The organism is Mycobacterium sp. HM-7, from assembly GCF_053852335.1.
Genome location: NZ_CM132657.1, coordinates 2,254,018 through 2,268,505 on the forward strand (window position 1 = coordinate 2,254,018; position 14,488 = coordinate 2,268,505).

Genomic DNA, 14,488 nt, shown 5'->3' on the forward strand with positions numbered 1-14,488 from the left:
AGAAGGTTCAGAGGGGCGGTGTCATGACCACGACTGACGAACGGATTTTGACCGCGGCAGTGCGGCTCTTCGTCGAGAAGGGCACCACGCAGGTCACGATCAGTGAGTTGGCGCAGGAGGCCAACGTGGCCCGCGGCACCCTGTACCGGAACGTCGGGTCGATGGACGATCTGTTCGATCGCGTCGTCGGCGAGCTCACCGCGGATCTGCATGAGCGGGTCTCGGCGTCTTTCGGGGCGATCGACGACTCTGCCGCGCGGCTGTCCACCGGGATCCGGATGTGGGTGCGCTACGCGCACGAGAACCCGCAGTTGGGCCGGTTCGCCGTCAAGTTCGGTCTGAGCGAGGAAACGCTGCGGACGTGGATGGCCGGCCCGCCGAGCAGTGACGTCGACGCCGGCGTCGCGGCCGGACGCTACCGGCTGGGCGATGTCGGCGTCGACAGCGTGGCCTCGCTGGTCCAGGGCGCCACGGTCAGTGCGATGTGGATGGTGCTCGAAGGCCACCAGACGTGGCGTGAGGCCGGGTCGTCCACAGCGGAACTTGTGTTGCGTGCCTTGGGTATTGACGCCAAGGAGGCGCACCGTATCGCGACCGAACCGCTGCCTGTACTGCAGCCGTCCGTCTGAATGAGCGCTGTCATCGCCCGCCGCGTACGTCGCAGCTTCGGGTGGCTCGCTGCCGTGATCGGGCTGATCGTCGCGCTCCTGATCGGTCAGTGCCTGTGGCTGCGTCCCTCGCGCGTCGCGATGCCGGTGGTGCCCGAGGGTGGCTACGGATTCAGCGTCGGCGCGCCGCAGTCCTGGATGAGCGATGCCGACGCCGACCGGGAACTCGATGCCGTCGCCCGCACCCGGGGCGAGTGGATGCGGGTGCTGATCGACTGGCACATCGTGGAACCCGTCAAGGGTCAATACAACTGGCATTACGTCGACCACTGGGTGAACGGCTCCAAGCAGCGGGGCCTGAAGGTACTCGGACTGATCGCGTACAGCCCCACCTGGGCTCGGGCGCCAGGCGCGTACTTCAGTGCGCCACCGGTGAATCCGGCGGACTATGCCGCGTTCGTCACCGCCGTCGTGCAGCGGTACGGCGACCGGATCGCCCACTGGGAGATCTGGAACGAGCCCAACCTGCCGCTGTTCTTCGGCTTCACCGATAACCGCGCCGCGGTCTACACCGAGCTGCTCAAGGCGGCGTATCCGGCGATCAAGGCCATTCAGCCCGACGCCACCGTCATCACGGCGGGGCTGAGCCGCGCGACCGGTCCGGACGCACCGACGAAGTTCCTCGCCGACATGTATGCGGGCGGCGCGCGAAAGTTCTTCGATGCCACCGCGATGCATCCGTACGTCTTTCCCGGTGGCATCGCCGAAGACGGCGACAACGGATGGTCGGACCTGGTCCGGATCCACGACCTGATGACCGTCAACGGAGATGGTGACAAGAAGGTCTGGATGACCGAGCTGGGCGCCTCGACCTGCGCACCGCAGGCCCGGGGCGTCAGCCAGGACGAACAAGCGCGGCAGATCCTGCAGGTGATGGCGGGTGTCGCGGGGACCGGATGGAGTGGTCCGGCGTTCATCTTCGCGGTGCGCGACACCGACACCGCCAAACGTGACGACCTCGAATCCAACTTCGGCGCGTTGCTGACTTCCGACTGGAAACCCAAGTTCACGGCGGCGGTGCTGGCTCGGTAGCCCACCATGGCAACCGCGCCGCTCGTATAGTCGAGGCGTGGCAGGTCGTCCGATTCATACATTCGAAGTACTCCGCACCCAGCGCCTGACCCCGCACATGATTCGTGTTGTGTTCGGCGGCAACGGGTTCGACACCTTCAGTCCGAAGGAATTCACCGATTCCTACGTCAAGTTCGCCATCGTGCCCGCCGGCGTCCAGGTGGCGGGTTTGGCGCAGCCGCTGACCCTGGACAGCTTCGAGGCGCTGCCGGCGGACCAGCGCCCGACGGTACGGACCTACACCGTGCGCAGCGTCGACGCCGAGCAGCGCGAGCTCACCGTCGACTTCGTCGTGCACGGCGACAGCGGGGTGGCCGGACCGTGGGCTGCGTCGTTGGCGCCCGGTGACCCCGCGTATCTCATGGGCCCCAATGGGGCCTACGCGCCGAACCCGGCCGCCGACTGGCATCTGCTGGCCGGCGACGAAGCCGGGCTGCCGGCGCTGAGTACCGCACTGGAAGCGTTGCCGTCCAACGCAATCGGGCAGGCCTTCATCGAGGTCGACGGTCCGGACGACGAGCTGGACCTGACCGCGCCCACAGGCGTGAAGATCCACTGGATACACCGCGGCGGACGGGCGGACCTGGTTCCCGACGACCGGGCCGGCGACAACGCGCCGCTCGTCGCCGCGGTCCGGGCGGCCGACTGGCTGCCCGGCCAGGTGCAGGTTTTCGTCCACGGCGAGGCCCAGACCGTCATGCACAATCTGCGGCCGTACCTGCGCAAGGAACGAGGCGTGGGCGCGGAATGGGCGTCCATCTCGGGATATTGGCGCCGCGGACGCACCGAGGAGACCTTCCGGCAGTGGAAGGCCGAACTGGCCAAGGTCGAAGCCGAGGCATAGCCCGAAACCGCGGCGCAGGCCGACGCTAAGGTTCGATTCTCAGCTGAAGGTGCAACAGAAGGGCGGGCCTGATGGCGTTCGGTGATTACCAGCTCGAGATCTACCTGCAGGGGCTGGGCGGTGTCGTCCCGACGCTGCCGATCTCGTTCGCCGAACTCGAGGAGCGCGCCCAGGCCGCGATGCCGCCGTCGATCTGGTCGTACGTCGCCGGGGGCGCCGGCGACGAGCGGACGCAGCGCGTCAACGTCAGTGCCTTCGACCGCTGGGGCCTGATGCCGCGGATGCTGGTCGGGGCCACCGAGCGAGACCTGACCGTCGACCTGTTCGGGCTGAAGCTGCCGTCGCCGCTGTTCCTCGCGCCGATCGGCGTCATGGGCATCTGTGCCCGCGATGGCCATGGCGATCTGCACGCCGCGCGGGCCGCGGCCCAGACCGGCGTACCGATGATGGTCTCGACGCTCACCAGTGATCCGCTGGAGGACGTCGCCGCCGAATTCGGTGACACCCCAGGCTTTTTCCAGCTGTATACCCCGAAAGACCGCGACTTGGCGGCCAGCCTGGTCAGCCGGGCCGAGGCGGCCGGGTACCGGGGCATCGTCGTCACCCTCGATACCTGGGTGCCGGGCTGGCGCCCCCGCGACCTGTCGACGGCCAACTTCCCGCAGCTGCGCGGCCACTGCCTGTCCAACTACACCAGCGACCCGGTGTTCCGGGCCAAGCTGCCCGCACCGCCCGAGCAGAACCCGCAGGGGGTCGTGATGCAGTGGGTGCAGGATTTCGGGAATCCGCTGAGCTGGGACGACCTGCCGTGGCTGCGCTCGCTGACCACGCTGCCGCTGCTGGTCAAGGGCATCTGTCATCCCGACGATGCCCGGCGCGTCCGCGACGCCGGGATCGACGGCATCTACTGCTCCAACCACGGCGGCCGGCAGGCCAACGGCGGAATCCCGGCCATCGACTGCCTGCCCGGCGTCGTCGAGGCGGCCGACGGCCTTCCGGTGCTGTTCGACTCCGGCGTCCGGACCGGTGCCGATGTGGTCAAGGCGCTGGCGCTCGGCGCGACGGCCGTCGGCATCGGCCGACCGTACGCGTACGGGATGGCGCTGGCCGGCACCGCCGGTGTCGTGCACGTGCTGCGGTCGCTGCTGGCCGAGACCGACCTGACCATGGCAATCGACGGATACCGCTCGCTCGCCGACCTCACCCCGGATGCCCTGCGCCGCGTCGACGTCTGAGGTCACAGCTCGGCCACCGACGGGTGGCGTGCCGGGCGATCGGGCGGCCGTGATGCGAACGTAGGGGAGTGCACCCGGCGGTTCTCGATGAGTTCGACCAGTACCTCGAACTCGAATGCGGCCGCTCCGAGCACACCCGGCGCGCCTACCGGGGCGACCTGCGGTCGCTGGCGGAATTCCTCGGCGACGACGTGGCCATCGCGGACCTCGACCTCATGACGCTGCGGTCCTGGCTCGCCGAACAGGCAAGCCGGGGCGCCGCCCGGACGACGCTGTCCCGCCGGACCTCGGCGGTCAAGACTTTCACCGCATGGGCGGTGCGGCGGGGGCTCCTCGAAACCGACCCGGCGACGCGGCTGCAGACCCCCAAGGCCCGTCGTGCACTGCCCGCGGTACTCCGTCAGGACCAGGCCGTCGACGCCATGTCCGCTGCGAATTCCGGTGCGGAACAAGGTGATCCGATGGCGCTGCGCGACCGGCTGATCGTAGAGATGCTGTACGCCACCGGCATCCGAGTCAGCGAGCTGTGCGGCCTGGACATCGACGACGTCGACCAGAGTCGGCGGGTGCTGCGGGTCCTGGGTAAAGGCGACAAGCAGCGCACCGTGCCGTTCGGTGAACCGGCTTTCAAGGCGCTACGGGCCTGGCTTTCGGACGGGCGCCCGGCGCTCGCGGTCGCGACATCCGGCCCGGCACTGCTGCTCGGTGCGCGAGGACGACGACTGGACCCCCGCCAGGCGCGGACCGTCGTGCACCAGACCGTCTCGGCGGTGGACGGCGCCCCCGACATCGGGCCGCACGGCCTGCGACACAGCGCGGCCACGCATCTCCTGGAAGGCGGCGCCGACCTGCGCGTGGTGCAGGAACTGCTGGGCCATTCGTCGCTCGCGACCACCCAGCTCTACACGCACGTGACCGTCGCCCGGTTGCGTGCTGTCCACGACCAGGCCCACCCCCGCGCCTGACTCCCGGCCGAGAATGAGCTTGTGTGCGAAGTTCTCGCGATTTGTGGCACACAAGCGCATGTTGGGCGTCAGAAAAGCGGCTTCAGCCGCACCGGGGTGGCGGCGAGCAGGCCCAGGGGATCGACGTAGTCGGCATTGGAGGACGCACCCCACATCGCGCCCCAGTGCAGGCAGCTGGCGCACCCGGGATGCCCGGCGACCAGCGTTCCGAGCGGAGTGCCGGCAGCGACGACGGCACCGGGCCGCACCGCCGCACGAACCGGCTCGTAGCTGGTCCGCAGGCCACCCGGATGCGCCACCGACACCAGCGGCCGGCCCGCGAGCTCTCCGGCGAACACCACGGTGCCCGGAGCCGCGGCGTAGACCGGCTGGCCGGCAGTACCCGCGAGGTCGACACCACGATGCCCGCGCTGCCAGTTGGGCTGTGGTGCGTCGAAGGGCCTTACGACCGCGGGGCGCGGTCGTAAGGGCCAGTCCAGCCGGCCGTCTGCGGCGTACGCCACGCCGGTCGAGCAGACGGTCATGAGCGTCATGAGCAGACTGATCCGCATCACCCCAGTTCAGCGCCTCGGCGGCGGCTTGGGCACCCCCGGCACCCCGATCTGTGGATAACCGGCGCACTGTGGACAAGAGCACCCCTGAAAAGCGTGTAAACTTCCCCCTGCAATCCGCATTCGTGGGTTGACTTCGCGCGCCTGCACAGCGGCTCGATCTCGGGTCGCCATCGCATGCCGGGCGGTCCCACCTCGGACAACCGAGTTGGGTCCGGCACGCAGCAGACGCCAGGGTCCGGAATCACCCGATTCCGGACGACAACCGAAAACAAGTGAGGCACAAACATGGCCGTAGTGACCATGCGGCAGCTGCTGGATAGCGGCGCGCACTTCGGGCACCAGACCCGTCGCTGGAACCCCAAGATGAAGCGGTTCATCTTCACCGACCGCAACGGCATCTACATCATCGACCTGCAGCAGACGCTGACCTACATCGACAAGGCGTACGAGTTCGTCAAGGAGACCGTTGCCCACGGCGGCACCGTGCTCTTCGTCGGTACCAAGAAGCAGGCCCAGGAGTCGATCGCTGCCGAGGCCACCCGTGTCGGCATGCCCTACGTGAACCAGCGCTGGCTGGGCGGCATGCTCACCAACTTCTCGACCGTCCACAAGCGCCTGCAGCGCCTGAAGGAACTCGAGTCGATGGAGCAGACCGGTGGCTTCGAGGGTCGCACCAAGAAGGAAATCCTCATGCTGACGCGTGAGAAGAACAAGCTCGAGCGCAGCCTCGGCGGTATCCGCGACATGCAGAAGGTGCCTTCGGCCATCTGGGTCGTCGACACCAACAAGGAGCACCTGGCTGTTTCCGAGGCCATCAAGCTGGGCATCCCGGTCCTCGCGATCCTGGACACCAACTGCGACCCGGATCAGGTCAACTACCCGATCCCGGGCAACGACGACGCCATCCGCAGCGCTGCGCTGCTGACCAAGGTGATCGCATCCGCAGTCGCCGAGGGCCTGCAGGCTCGCTCGGGTGCCAAGACCGAGGCCGAAGGCGCCGAGCCGCTCGCCGAGTGGGAGCAGGAACTGCTCGCCGGTGCGACGGCCGGAACCGAGACGGCGTCTGCCGAAGCCGCCACCGAAACCACCACCACAGAAAGCTGAGATGGCTAACTACACCGCTGCTGACGTAAAGCGACTGCGGGAGCTCACCGGCTCCGGCATGCTCGACTGCAAGAACGCACTGGTTGAGACCGAGGGTGACTTCGACAAGGCCGTCGAGGTGCTGCGCATCAAGGGCGCCAAGGACGTCGGCAAGCGCGCTGAGCGCGCCACCGCCGAGGGCCTGGTCGCCGCCAAGGACGGCGCCCTGATCGAGCTGAACTCCGAGACCGACTTCGTCGCCAAGAACGCCGAATTCCAGGCTCTCGCGGATCAGATCCTCACCGCTGCTGTCGAGGCCAAGGCCAACGACGTGGAGACCCTCAAGGCCGCCACGGTCGGCGGTACCACCGTCGAGCAGCTGGTCGCGGACCTGTCCGCGAAGATCGGTGAGAAGCTCGAACTGCGTCGGGCCGCCTACTTCGACGGCACCGTCGAGACCTACCTGCACAAGCGTGCCGCGGATCTGCCGCCGGCCGTGGGTGTGCTGGTCGAGTACAACGGTGCTTCGGAAGAGGCTGCGCACGCCGTCGCGCTGCAGATCGCCGCGCTGAAGGCCAAGTACCTCACCCGTGAGGACGTGCCTGCCGACCTGGTCGCCAACGAGCGTCGCATCGCCGAGGAGACCGCCAAGGAAGAGGGCAAGCCCGAGGCCGCGCTGTCGAAGATCGTCGAAGGCCGCGTCACCGGCTTCTACAAGGACGTCGTGCTGCTCGACCAGCCGTCGGTGTCCGACAACAAGAAGACCGTGAAGGCCCTGCTGGACGAGGCCGGCGTCACCGTGACCCGCTTCGTGCGGTTCGAGGTCGGCCAGCAGTAAAAAGACCTGGGCGGCACACTACATCCATGTGACGGCTCGCCGTCGCCGCTCATCGACAAAACCCCGCGCACAAACCCGGCGATCCCGGAGTGCGCGGGGTTTTGCATTCTCTGGCCTACGGTCGGGGGAGTTTGCGGTGCAACGGATTTGCGGTCACCTGCGCGCGGCGACGACTCGTAGGCAGGCTGCGGACGACATCTGGGCTGTCGGCCGTCGCGCGGGTCGCGTCCTGTACCCGCATCCCCGGCGAACTCCCGGCGCCGAGGGCGGGTGCGCCGATTCTGCGTTTGGCCTCGCCACTACAGCTCGGACACGGGGTGTCGGCGGGCGCGGTCGCCATCGGATGCTGTTCGGTGAAGTCCGGGCAACCCCGTCCACACCGGAATACGTAGGTAGGCACAACGACACCATAAGCCCTCTCCGGCAACGTCATCCGGATGTAACTTGCCCGATCCGCAGACGAGACACCTTCACTATTGAATACTTCCATACGGAAGTAAGTGTTGGTGTCGCTACGGAGGTCAATGTGCCGGAATTGCTGTTCCCCCTGGATTCGACGAAGAAGTTCACCGACCAACAGTTGGTCGGCCACAACCGCTGGCACCCGGATATCCCACCGGCCGTCACCGTCAAGCCCGGGGACAGCTTCCGGGCGCATTGCCGCGAGTGGTTCGACGGCGCCATCCACAACGACGACTCGGCCGAGGACATCCTCAACGCACCGCTCAAGGGCGTGCACTGCCTGTCCGGGCCGTTTGCGATCGAGGGCGCCGAACCGGGTGACCTGCTGATCGTCGACATCCTCGACGTCGGCCCGATCCCGCAGGAAGACTCGGGGCCGTTGGCAGGGCAGGGCTGGGGCTACACCGGCATCTTCGCCAAGCAGAACGGCGGCGGGTTCCTCACCGATCAGTTCCCCGACGCCTACAAGGCGATCTGGGACTTCTCCGGCCAGCAGGCCACCTCGCGGCACGTGCCCGGCGTGAAGTACACCGGCATCGTGCATCCGGGACTGATGGGCACCGCGCCGTCGGCGGCACTGCTGGCCAAGTGGAATGCGCGCGAGGGCGCGCTGATCGCCACCGATCCGGACCGCGTGCCCCCACTGGCGTTGCCGCCAGAACCACAGGACGCCATCCTCGGTTCATTGCGGGGCGACGCATTCACCAAGGCGGCCGCCGAGGCGGCCCGTACCGCGCCGCCCCGGGAGAACGGCGGTAACCAGGACATCAAGAACCTCACCAAGGGCAGCCGGGTGTTCTATCCGGTGTTCGTCCCCGGTGCGAACCTGTCGTTCGGCGACCTGCACTTCTCGCAGGGCGACGGCGAGATCACGTTCTGCGGCGCGATCGAGATGGGTGGATTCATGGACCTGCATGTCGACCTGATCAAGGGCGGCATGGACACCTATGGGGTGCACGAGAATGCGATATTCATGCCGGGCAACACCGACCCGCAGTACTCGGAATGGCTGGCCTTCTCCGGCACGTCGGTGACACTCGAAGGCGAGCAGAAGTACCTCGACTCGGACCTGGCCTACCAGCGGGCCTGTCTGCACGCGATCGACTACCTCACGAAATTCGGGTACAGCCCGGAGCAGGCCTATCTGCTGCTCGGGTCCGCGCCGATCGAGGGGCGGCTCTCCGGAGTCGTGGACATCCCGAATTCCTGTGCGACGGTGTACATCCCGACGGCCATCTTCGACTTCCCGGTGGCGCCGTCCGCCGCCGGGCCCTACCAGGTCGATCCGGGAATGGGCGCGCCCCACGCCAGCTTCTGACCCCGCAGCCGACAGCCGGTTCCCCGATTTCCTTGGGGGACTGGCTGTTTGGCGGGTATGGGGTCAGCCGCGGAGAACTGCCGGGGCACCCGGCCGTTGTAGCGTGCTCAGCAGTTCGGTCAGCGCCTCCGGCTGCAGTGACGTCGACGCGCACAGCGCGGCCAGCTGTTCGGATTTGTTGAGCCGCTCGCGGATCTGGCGGTACAGTGCGCCGCCTCGTCGGGTCTGGTGGACCAACACCCGTCGGCGATCGACCACATCGGCCTTGCGCAGCACGAGGTTGTCGTCGACCATTCCGTCAACGAGCCGGGTCAGGCTCGGACCGGGCAGCAGCGTCACCTCGGCGAGCGCCGTCATCGGCTTTCCGACGCCGCCTTCGAGCGCGGCCAGCACATGCCACTGGCGCACCGTCAACCCGGCCAGGTGGTCGGTCACGACGCGGTCGAGTTCGAAGGCGACCGACTTCACCAATCGAGCGAGCTCCTCGATGGTGTCGGCACGGGCGCCGGGCTTCATTTCCATGGTGGCGCCCAGCCTACCGTGGTGGGAGCTTTCGTCTCGCCGAGAAACAGCGCTGATCGGCAGGTATCTTCAGAATGAACTCTGGTCGCCCGGGTGATCGACGTCGTGGTCGTCGCGATCGGTGTGGCATGGCTGGGCCGGTGTCTCGAGGTGAGGTGATGGTGAACCCGAACTCTGTGACGGTTCCCGCGCGTGCCGACCCGGATGTTGTCGATATCGCGCTCGTGGTGCCGTTGAGCGGGCCGGCCGGAATGTTCGGACCTTCGTGCGAGGCGAGTGCCGAACTCGCTGCCGAGGACATCAATGCCGCCGGCGGCATCCTGGACCGGCCGGTGCGGATTCACCCGGTCGACGCCGGGGCACCGTTGGCCGATCTCGCGGACGAGCTGGGCCGCCTGGTCGCCCAGCAGCGCATCGACGCCGTGGTGGGATGGCACCTGTCGAACGCGCGCCGGGTCATCACCCCGCAGACCGCCGGCCGGGTGCCGTACGTGTACACCACGTTCTACGAGGGCGGGGAGAGCGCCGACGGGGTGTACATGGTTGGGGAAACCCCGGAGCAGCAACTGTTTCCGGCGTTGTCGTGGCTGCGGGAGAACCTCGGGCTGAAACGCTGGTGCATCGTCGGTAACGACTACATCTGGCCGCGGCAGACCGCTCGAGTGACCCAGGAGTACATGTGGCGATCGGGCTTCGAATTCGTCGGTGAAACATTCGTTCCGCTGGGCGGACGGGATTTCCGGCCCGTGCTCGACGTCATCAGCCGCTCGGCGGCCGACGGAGTGCTGGTGTTGATGGTGGGTGCGGACAACGCCGCGTTCAATCGCGCGTTCGCGCGAGCCGGCCTGGACCAGCGTATGGTGCGACTGTCGTTGATGATCGGCGAGGATGTGTTGTGCGCCAGCGGAAGTGGGGCGACCGCCGGTCTGTACACCGCATGCGGCTATTTCGAGAGCCTGCCCACCGAGGTGAACATGGGATTCGGCTCGCACTATGTGCAACGGTTCGGTAGCGCGGCCCCGGCGCTCAACAACATCGGTGAATCCTGTTACGAGGGACTGCTGTTGCTGACGGCGCTGGCGCAGACCGCCCGCAGTCTGGACGTGACGGCGATCGACCGGGCGCGCTCCTCGGTCGCCTATCAAGGCCCGCGCGGCGAGGTCGTCATGCATGGAGCTCATACTCGTCAACCCGTGTACCTCGCCAGCGCGGACCAACTCGAATTCAATGTGATCGCCGAGCTCACACCCTGACCGACTGTCATGGCCCCCTTCAATCCGAACGGGGCCATGACGGTTCGTCAGCTCGATTGCGGCGTCGCCGCGGTCTTCAGCAGGTCGGTGGTCACCGAATCGGTGTAACCCTCCTTCTTACACATGTCATGACAGTCTTTCGTCAGCGTGCAGGTCAGTGAGGACACGGTGCCGTGATGAAAAGGGCAGTCGTGCACCATGTCCGGCAGTTCGTACCGCTTCTGGTCGACGACGTCCAGCAGCGTCTGACCCGCCCACAGGGGCTCCTTCTCGATCTCCTCGCGAAGCGGATTACGGCGGGCCAGGTAGTACTTGCCCTTGGTCGCGATGCAGATCACCGGCGACAGCACGAATGCCAACGTCAGTGCCAGGTACGGAGACCAGGCCGCCAGGAAATCACCGAAAGCGTGGTAGAAGGCCATGATCGAGAACACCGAACCCACCAGCATCGAGACGAATCCGACCGGATTGATGGCGTAGAGATAAGCCCGCTTGAATTCGACGTAGGAGGGACTGAGCTTGAGCAGTGGCTTGTTGATCACCAGATCGGCGACGATCGCGCCGACCCAGGCGATCGCGACGTTGGAGTAGAACCCCAGGATCGTGTTGAGCACGGCGAACATGTCGCTGAGCATCAACGCCAGCGCGATGGCGATGTGCAGACCGAGGTACACCACCCGTCCCGGGTGCACGTGCAGTATGCGGCTGAAGAAATTCGACCAGGACAACGAGCCCGAATATGCGTTGGTCACATTGATTTTCACCTGCGACAGCAAGACCATCAGCGTGGCCAGAGCGAGCGCGGCGACGTCGTTGTGGATGACCGAACCGAAGCCGCCGAGGAACTGCTCGATGGGTTCGGTGGCGGCTGTGAAACCGACCTTCCCCGCGACATAGAACGCCAGGAAGGCGCCGCAAATCTGTTTGGCCGCACCGAGAATCACCCAGCCCGGTCCGGCGGCGAGTACCGCACCCCACCACCGCAGGGGCGGTGTTTCCGACTTCTCGGGCATGAAGCGCAGATAGTCGACCTGTTCACCGATCTGGGCGATGAGCGACAGTGCCACGCCGGCGCCCGCCCCGACTCCGATGGCCGTCACCTGCTCGCTGCCGCCGTTGCCGGCCCAGCTCAAGAACCCGTGGAAGCCCGCCGGATCCGCGGTGGCGATGAAGGCGATGGGAGCGACGAACAGGATCAGCCACAAGGGCTGCGTCCACACCTGAAACTTGGCCAGGGCCGTCATGCCGTAGAGCACGAGCGGAATGATGATCAGCGAGCCGATGATGTAGCCCAGTGCCAGCGGGAGGCCGAATGCCAATTTCATCGCCTGCGCCATGATGGCGCCTTCGAGCGCGAAGAAGATGAAGCAGAAGCTGGCGTAGATCAGGCTGGTCAGGGTGGAACCGAAGTATCCGAAACCCGCTCCGCGAGTGAGCAGATCCATGTCGATGTTGTATTTCGCGGCGTAGTAGGCAATCGGGATGCCGGTCAGAAAGATGGTGACCGCCGCGACCAGGATGGCGACGACCGCGCTGGCTGAGCCGTGGGTGACGGCGATCGAGGCGCCGATCGAGTAGTCGGCGAGGTAGGCGATGCCGCCCAACGCGGCCACGGCACACGCCATCGGCGACCATTTGCGAAAAGACTTGGGCGCGTAGCGAAGCGAGAAGTCCTCGATGGTGTCCTGGTTGGCCCAGGTGACAAAGCGGGACCACGGGCCGACGCGTGCCGCGGCCAGCGGCTGGCCGTGCACTTCCTCTAGTGATTGCTCGGTAGTCATGAACGCGTTTCCTGTCGAATCCGTCGTAATCGCCAGTGATGCAAGGCATCAGGAAGGCAGGCAGGTCGGATGCGGGCGCCGATGACCGGACCGGTCTGCGACCTGCAGCAGCCGGGTCGAACGGAAATTAGCACCAGTTACTTCCATATGGCAGTACTTCAAATGGAACGTTACGGCCGGGAAACTACGTGTTTACACTGCGCATCGGCGCGTGCCTGAAGTCGGTGTCCCGGCTCACAACGCGAAATCTGGGAGTAAGGCAGCCTGGTGGTACTGCTTGGTACCGTGGGTGCCATGACACGCATCAGCACATTCGGTGACGACGCCCTCGGCGATCTCGACGCGGTCGGCGTCGCCGACGCGATCCGCGGCGGTGCGGTGTCGGCCGCCGAGGTGGTGCAGGCAGCGATCGCCCGGACCGAGAAGGCGCAGCCAGAGCTGGGTGGCCTGGCCTACGAAGCCTTCGAGCAGGCTGCCGAAAAGGCGCGCGCACCAAGGCCGTTCGGAGGCTATTTCGATGGGGTTCCGACGTTCATCAAGGACAACGTCGCGGTTGCGGGCTGGCCGACCATGCAGGGCGCGGACGCGTGGGCGCCCCGGCCGATGCCGTCGGACGGGGAGTGGGCGCGCCTGTATCTGTCGACGGGACTGGTCGCACTCGGCAAGACCCAGCTGTCGGAGTTCGGTTTCAGCGCCTCGGCCGAGCATCCCCGGCTCGGGCCGGTCCGCAATCCGTGGGACACCACGGTGACCGCGGGTGCGTCGTCGTCCGGGTCGGGCGCGTTCGTCGCGGCCGGCGTGGTGCCCATCGCCCACGCGAATGATGGTGGTGGTTCCATCCGAATCCCGGCTTCCTGCAACGGTTTGGTCGGGCTCAAGCCCACGCGTGGCCGGCTGCCCCTGGACCGGGAGACCCGGATGCCGCTGCAGATCGTCGCCAACGGCGTCCTCACTCGCAGCGTCCGGGACACCGCGGCGTTCTACCGCGAGGCCGAGCGCGTCTACCGGAACCCGAAACTCCCGGCGATCGGCGATGTCACCGCGCCAGGGCAGCAGCGGCTGAGCATCGCGGTGTGTACCAGCTCGATCGGCCGAGACGCCAGCCCGGAGATCCGGGCGCTGACCATGCAGACGGCGGCCCGGCTGGAGGAGCTCGGCCACCGCGTCACCGAGATCGGCAATCCGGCGCCGGAGCGGTTCCGCGATGACTTCCTGCTCTACTGGGCCTTCCTGGCTTTCGCTCTGGTCCGCGGCGGGAAACGCACATTCGGCCCGAGCTTCGACCGCAGCAAGTTGGACAACCTGACCCTGGGTCTGGAGGCCAAAGCCGCGCGCAATCTGCACCGCGTGCCGGCCGCTATCGCCCGGCTGGCCGCGTCCCGGCGCATCCCGGCGCGACTGGCCCGCGACTACGACGTGGTGCTGACCCCGACGCTGAGCGAGGTAACCCCGCCGATCGGGCACCTGGATCCGACCGCCGACTTCGACCAGGTCATGTCGCGGCTGATCGACTGGGTCGGTTTCACGCCCCTGCAGAACGCCAGTGGCGCACCGGCGGTTTCACTGCCGCTCGCGCAGTCCGCATCGGGACTGCCGGTCGGCATGATGTTCGGAGCGGCGGCGGGGCAGGAGGCCACGCTGCTCGCACTGGCCTTCGAGCTCGAGCTGGAGATTGGCTGGCCGTCGCTCGCGGAACGTTGACGCTGCCCAGGCTGCCCGAACTCAGTGGCATGGAACCAGCGCCAACGGCCGCTTTGTCGGGCAGCCACCCTTATGCTGTCTCACAGGTTGCGTCAATTGGGGGTGTGCATGACCGTCGGGCCCGAGAACGGGGCTGAGAGGCAGCCGTGGAAGTCGTCGGCTCAAGGTAGCGGGCCCGATCCTGTCGCAGGGT

Annotated in this window: 13 protein-coding genes; 10 read left to right on the forward strand and 3 right to left on the reverse strand. The window is 66.9% G+C overall.

Annotation, left to right across the window (positions count from 1 at the left end):
- Positions 1 to 23 precede the first annotated feature (23 nt).
- The 5 genes from ACWW1C_RS10825 (at position 24) to ACWW1C_RS10845 (ending at position 4,783) form a co-directional block, all read left to right on the forward strand.
- A complete protein-coding gene (locus tag ACWW1C_RS10825) occupies positions 24 to 629 on the forward strand; it encodes a TetR/AcrR family transcriptional regulator (RefSeq protein ID WP_455983426.1) in 606 nt (201 codons plus the stop codon).
- A complete protein-coding gene (locus ACWW1C_RS10830; RefSeq protein WP_455983427.1) occupies positions 630 to 1,700 on the forward strand; it encodes a hypothetical protein in 1,071 nt (356 codons plus the stop codon).
- Between the two features lie 37 nt (positions 1,701 to 1,737).
- Positions 1,738 to 2,583, forward strand: coding sequence for a siderophore-interacting protein (locus tag ACWW1C_RS10835; RefSeq protein ID WP_455983428.1), 846 nt, complete (start codon positions 1,738 to 1,740; stop codon positions 2,581 to 2,583).
- Between the two features lie 71 nt (positions 2,584 to 2,654).
- Positions 2,655 to 3,818, forward strand: a complete 1,164-nt coding sequence (locus tag ACWW1C_RS10840) for a lactate 2-monooxygenase (protein WP_455983429.1) — start codon at positions 2,655 to 2,657, stop codon at positions 3,816 to 3,818.
- A 68-nt stretch (positions 3,819 to 3,886) separates the two neighbouring features.
- Positions 3,887 to 4,783 carry a tyrosine recombinase XerC gene (locus tag ACWW1C_RS10845; RefSeq protein WP_455983430.1) on the forward strand — a complete coding sequence of 299 codons (897 nt, stop codon included), beginning with the start codon at positions 3,887 to 3,889 and terminating at the stop codon, positions 4,781 to 4,783.
- A 68-nt stretch (positions 4,784 to 4,851) separates the two neighbouring features.
- Here ACWW1C_RS10845 and ACWW1C_RS10850 read toward each other — a convergent pair whose 3' ends face one another.
- Positions 4,852 to 5,334, reverse strand: a complete 483-nt coding sequence (locus ACWW1C_RS10850; protein WP_455983431.1) for a M23 family metallopeptidase — start codon at positions 5,332 to 5,334, stop codon at positions 4,852 to 4,854.
- A gap of 288 nt (positions 5,335 to 5,622) precedes the next feature.
- On the opposite strand from ACWW1C_RS10850, the gene rpsB reads away from it, so the two are divergent.
- From rpsB to fmdA, 3 genes are all read left to right on the forward strand, one after another.
- Positions 5,623 to 6,441 carry a 30S ribosomal protein S2 gene (rpsB, locus tag ACWW1C_RS10855; protein WP_455983432.1) on the forward strand — a complete coding sequence of 273 codons (819 nt, stop codon included), beginning with the start codon at positions 5,623 to 5,625 and terminating at the stop codon, positions 6,439 to 6,441.
- A 1-nt stretch (position 6,442) separates the two neighbouring features.
- Positions 6,443 to 7,258: a translation elongation factor Ts gene (gene tsf / locus ACWW1C_RS10860; protein ID WP_455983433.1), complete on the forward strand. Its 816-nt coding sequence runs from the start codon at positions 6,443 to 6,445 to the stop codon at positions 7,256 to 7,258.
- A gap of 526 nt (positions 7,259 to 7,784) precedes the next feature.
- Positions 7,785 to 9,038: a formamidase gene (fmdA, locus tag ACWW1C_RS10865; RefSeq protein ID WP_455983434.1), complete on the forward strand. Its 1,254-nt coding sequence runs from the start codon at positions 7,785 to 7,787 to the stop codon at positions 9,036 to 9,038.
- A gap of 63 nt (positions 9,039 to 9,101) precedes the next feature.
- On the opposite strand, the gene ACWW1C_RS10870 is transcribed toward fmdA, so the two are convergent.
- Positions 9,102 to 9,560, reverse strand: a complete 459-nt coding sequence (locus ACWW1C_RS10870; protein ID WP_455983435.1) for a MarR family winged helix-turn-helix transcriptional regulator — start codon at positions 9,558 to 9,560, stop codon at positions 9,102 to 9,104.
- A 158-nt stretch (positions 9,561 to 9,718) separates the two neighbouring features.
- Between ACWW1C_RS10870 and ACWW1C_RS10875 the strand changes: the two genes are divergently transcribed.
- Positions 9,719 to 10,813: a substrate-binding domain-containing protein gene (locus ACWW1C_RS10875; RefSeq protein ID WP_455983436.1), complete on the forward strand. Its 1,095-nt coding sequence runs from the start codon at positions 9,719 to 9,721 to the stop codon at positions 10,811 to 10,813.
- A 47-nt stretch (positions 10,814 to 10,860) separates the two neighbouring features.
- Here the strand turns inward: ACWW1C_RS10875 and ACWW1C_RS10880 are convergent, their stop codons facing one another.
- Positions 10,861 to 12,594, reverse strand: coding sequence for a purine-cytosine permease family protein (locus tag ACWW1C_RS10880; protein WP_455983437.1), 1,734 nt, complete (start codon positions 12,592 to 12,594; stop codon positions 10,861 to 10,863).
- A gap of 294 nt (positions 12,595 to 12,888) precedes the next feature.
- Between ACWW1C_RS10880 and ACWW1C_RS10885 the strand changes: the two genes are divergently transcribed.
- Entirely contained in the window at positions 12,889 to 14,295 is a 1,407-nt protein-coding gene (locus ACWW1C_RS10885; RefSeq protein WP_455983438.1) for an amidase, read from the forward strand.
- The last annotated feature ends 193 nt before the right edge of the window (positions 14,296 to 14,488 follow it).

Coding starts and splice junctions, on each gene's coding strand:
- ACWW1C_RS10840 (WP_455983429.1), top strand. CDS start 2,655: ATGGCGTTCGGTGATTACCAGCTCGAGATCTACCTGCAGGGGCTGGGC.
- ACWW1C_RS10825 (WP_455983426.1), top strand. CDS start 24: ATGACCACGACTGACGAACGGATTTTGACCGCGGCAGTGCGGCTCTTC.
- ACWW1C_RS10875 (WP_455983436.1), top strand. CDS start 9,719: ATGGTGAACCCGAACTCTGTGACGGTTCCCGCGCGTGCCGACCCGGAT.
- ACWW1C_RS10850 (WP_455983431.1), bottom strand. CDS start 5,334: ATGCGGATCAGTCTGCTCATGACGCTCATGACCGTCTGCTCGACCGGC.
- ACWW1C_RS10880 (WP_455983437.1), bottom strand. CDS start 12,594: ATGACTACCGAGCAATCACTAGAGGAAGTGCACGGCCAGCCGCTGGCC.
- ACWW1C_RS10830 (WP_455983427.1), top strand. CDS start 630: ATGAGCGCTGTCATCGCCCGCCGCGTACGTCGCAGCTTCGGGTGGCTC.
- tsf (WP_455983433.1), top strand. CDS start 6,443: ATGGCTAACTACACCGCTGCTGACGTAAAGCGACTGCGGGAGCTCACC.
- ACWW1C_RS10870 (WP_455983435.1), bottom strand. CDS start 9,560: ATGGAAATGAAGCCCGGCGCCCGTGCCGACACCATCGAGGAGCTCGCT.
- ACWW1C_RS10885 (WP_455983438.1), top strand. CDS start 12,889: ATGACACGCATCAGCACATTCGGTGACGACGCCCTCGGCGATCTCGAC.
- rpsB (WP_455983432.1), top strand. CDS start 5,623: ATGGCCGTAGTGACCATGCGGCAGCTGCTGGATAGCGGCGCGCACTTC.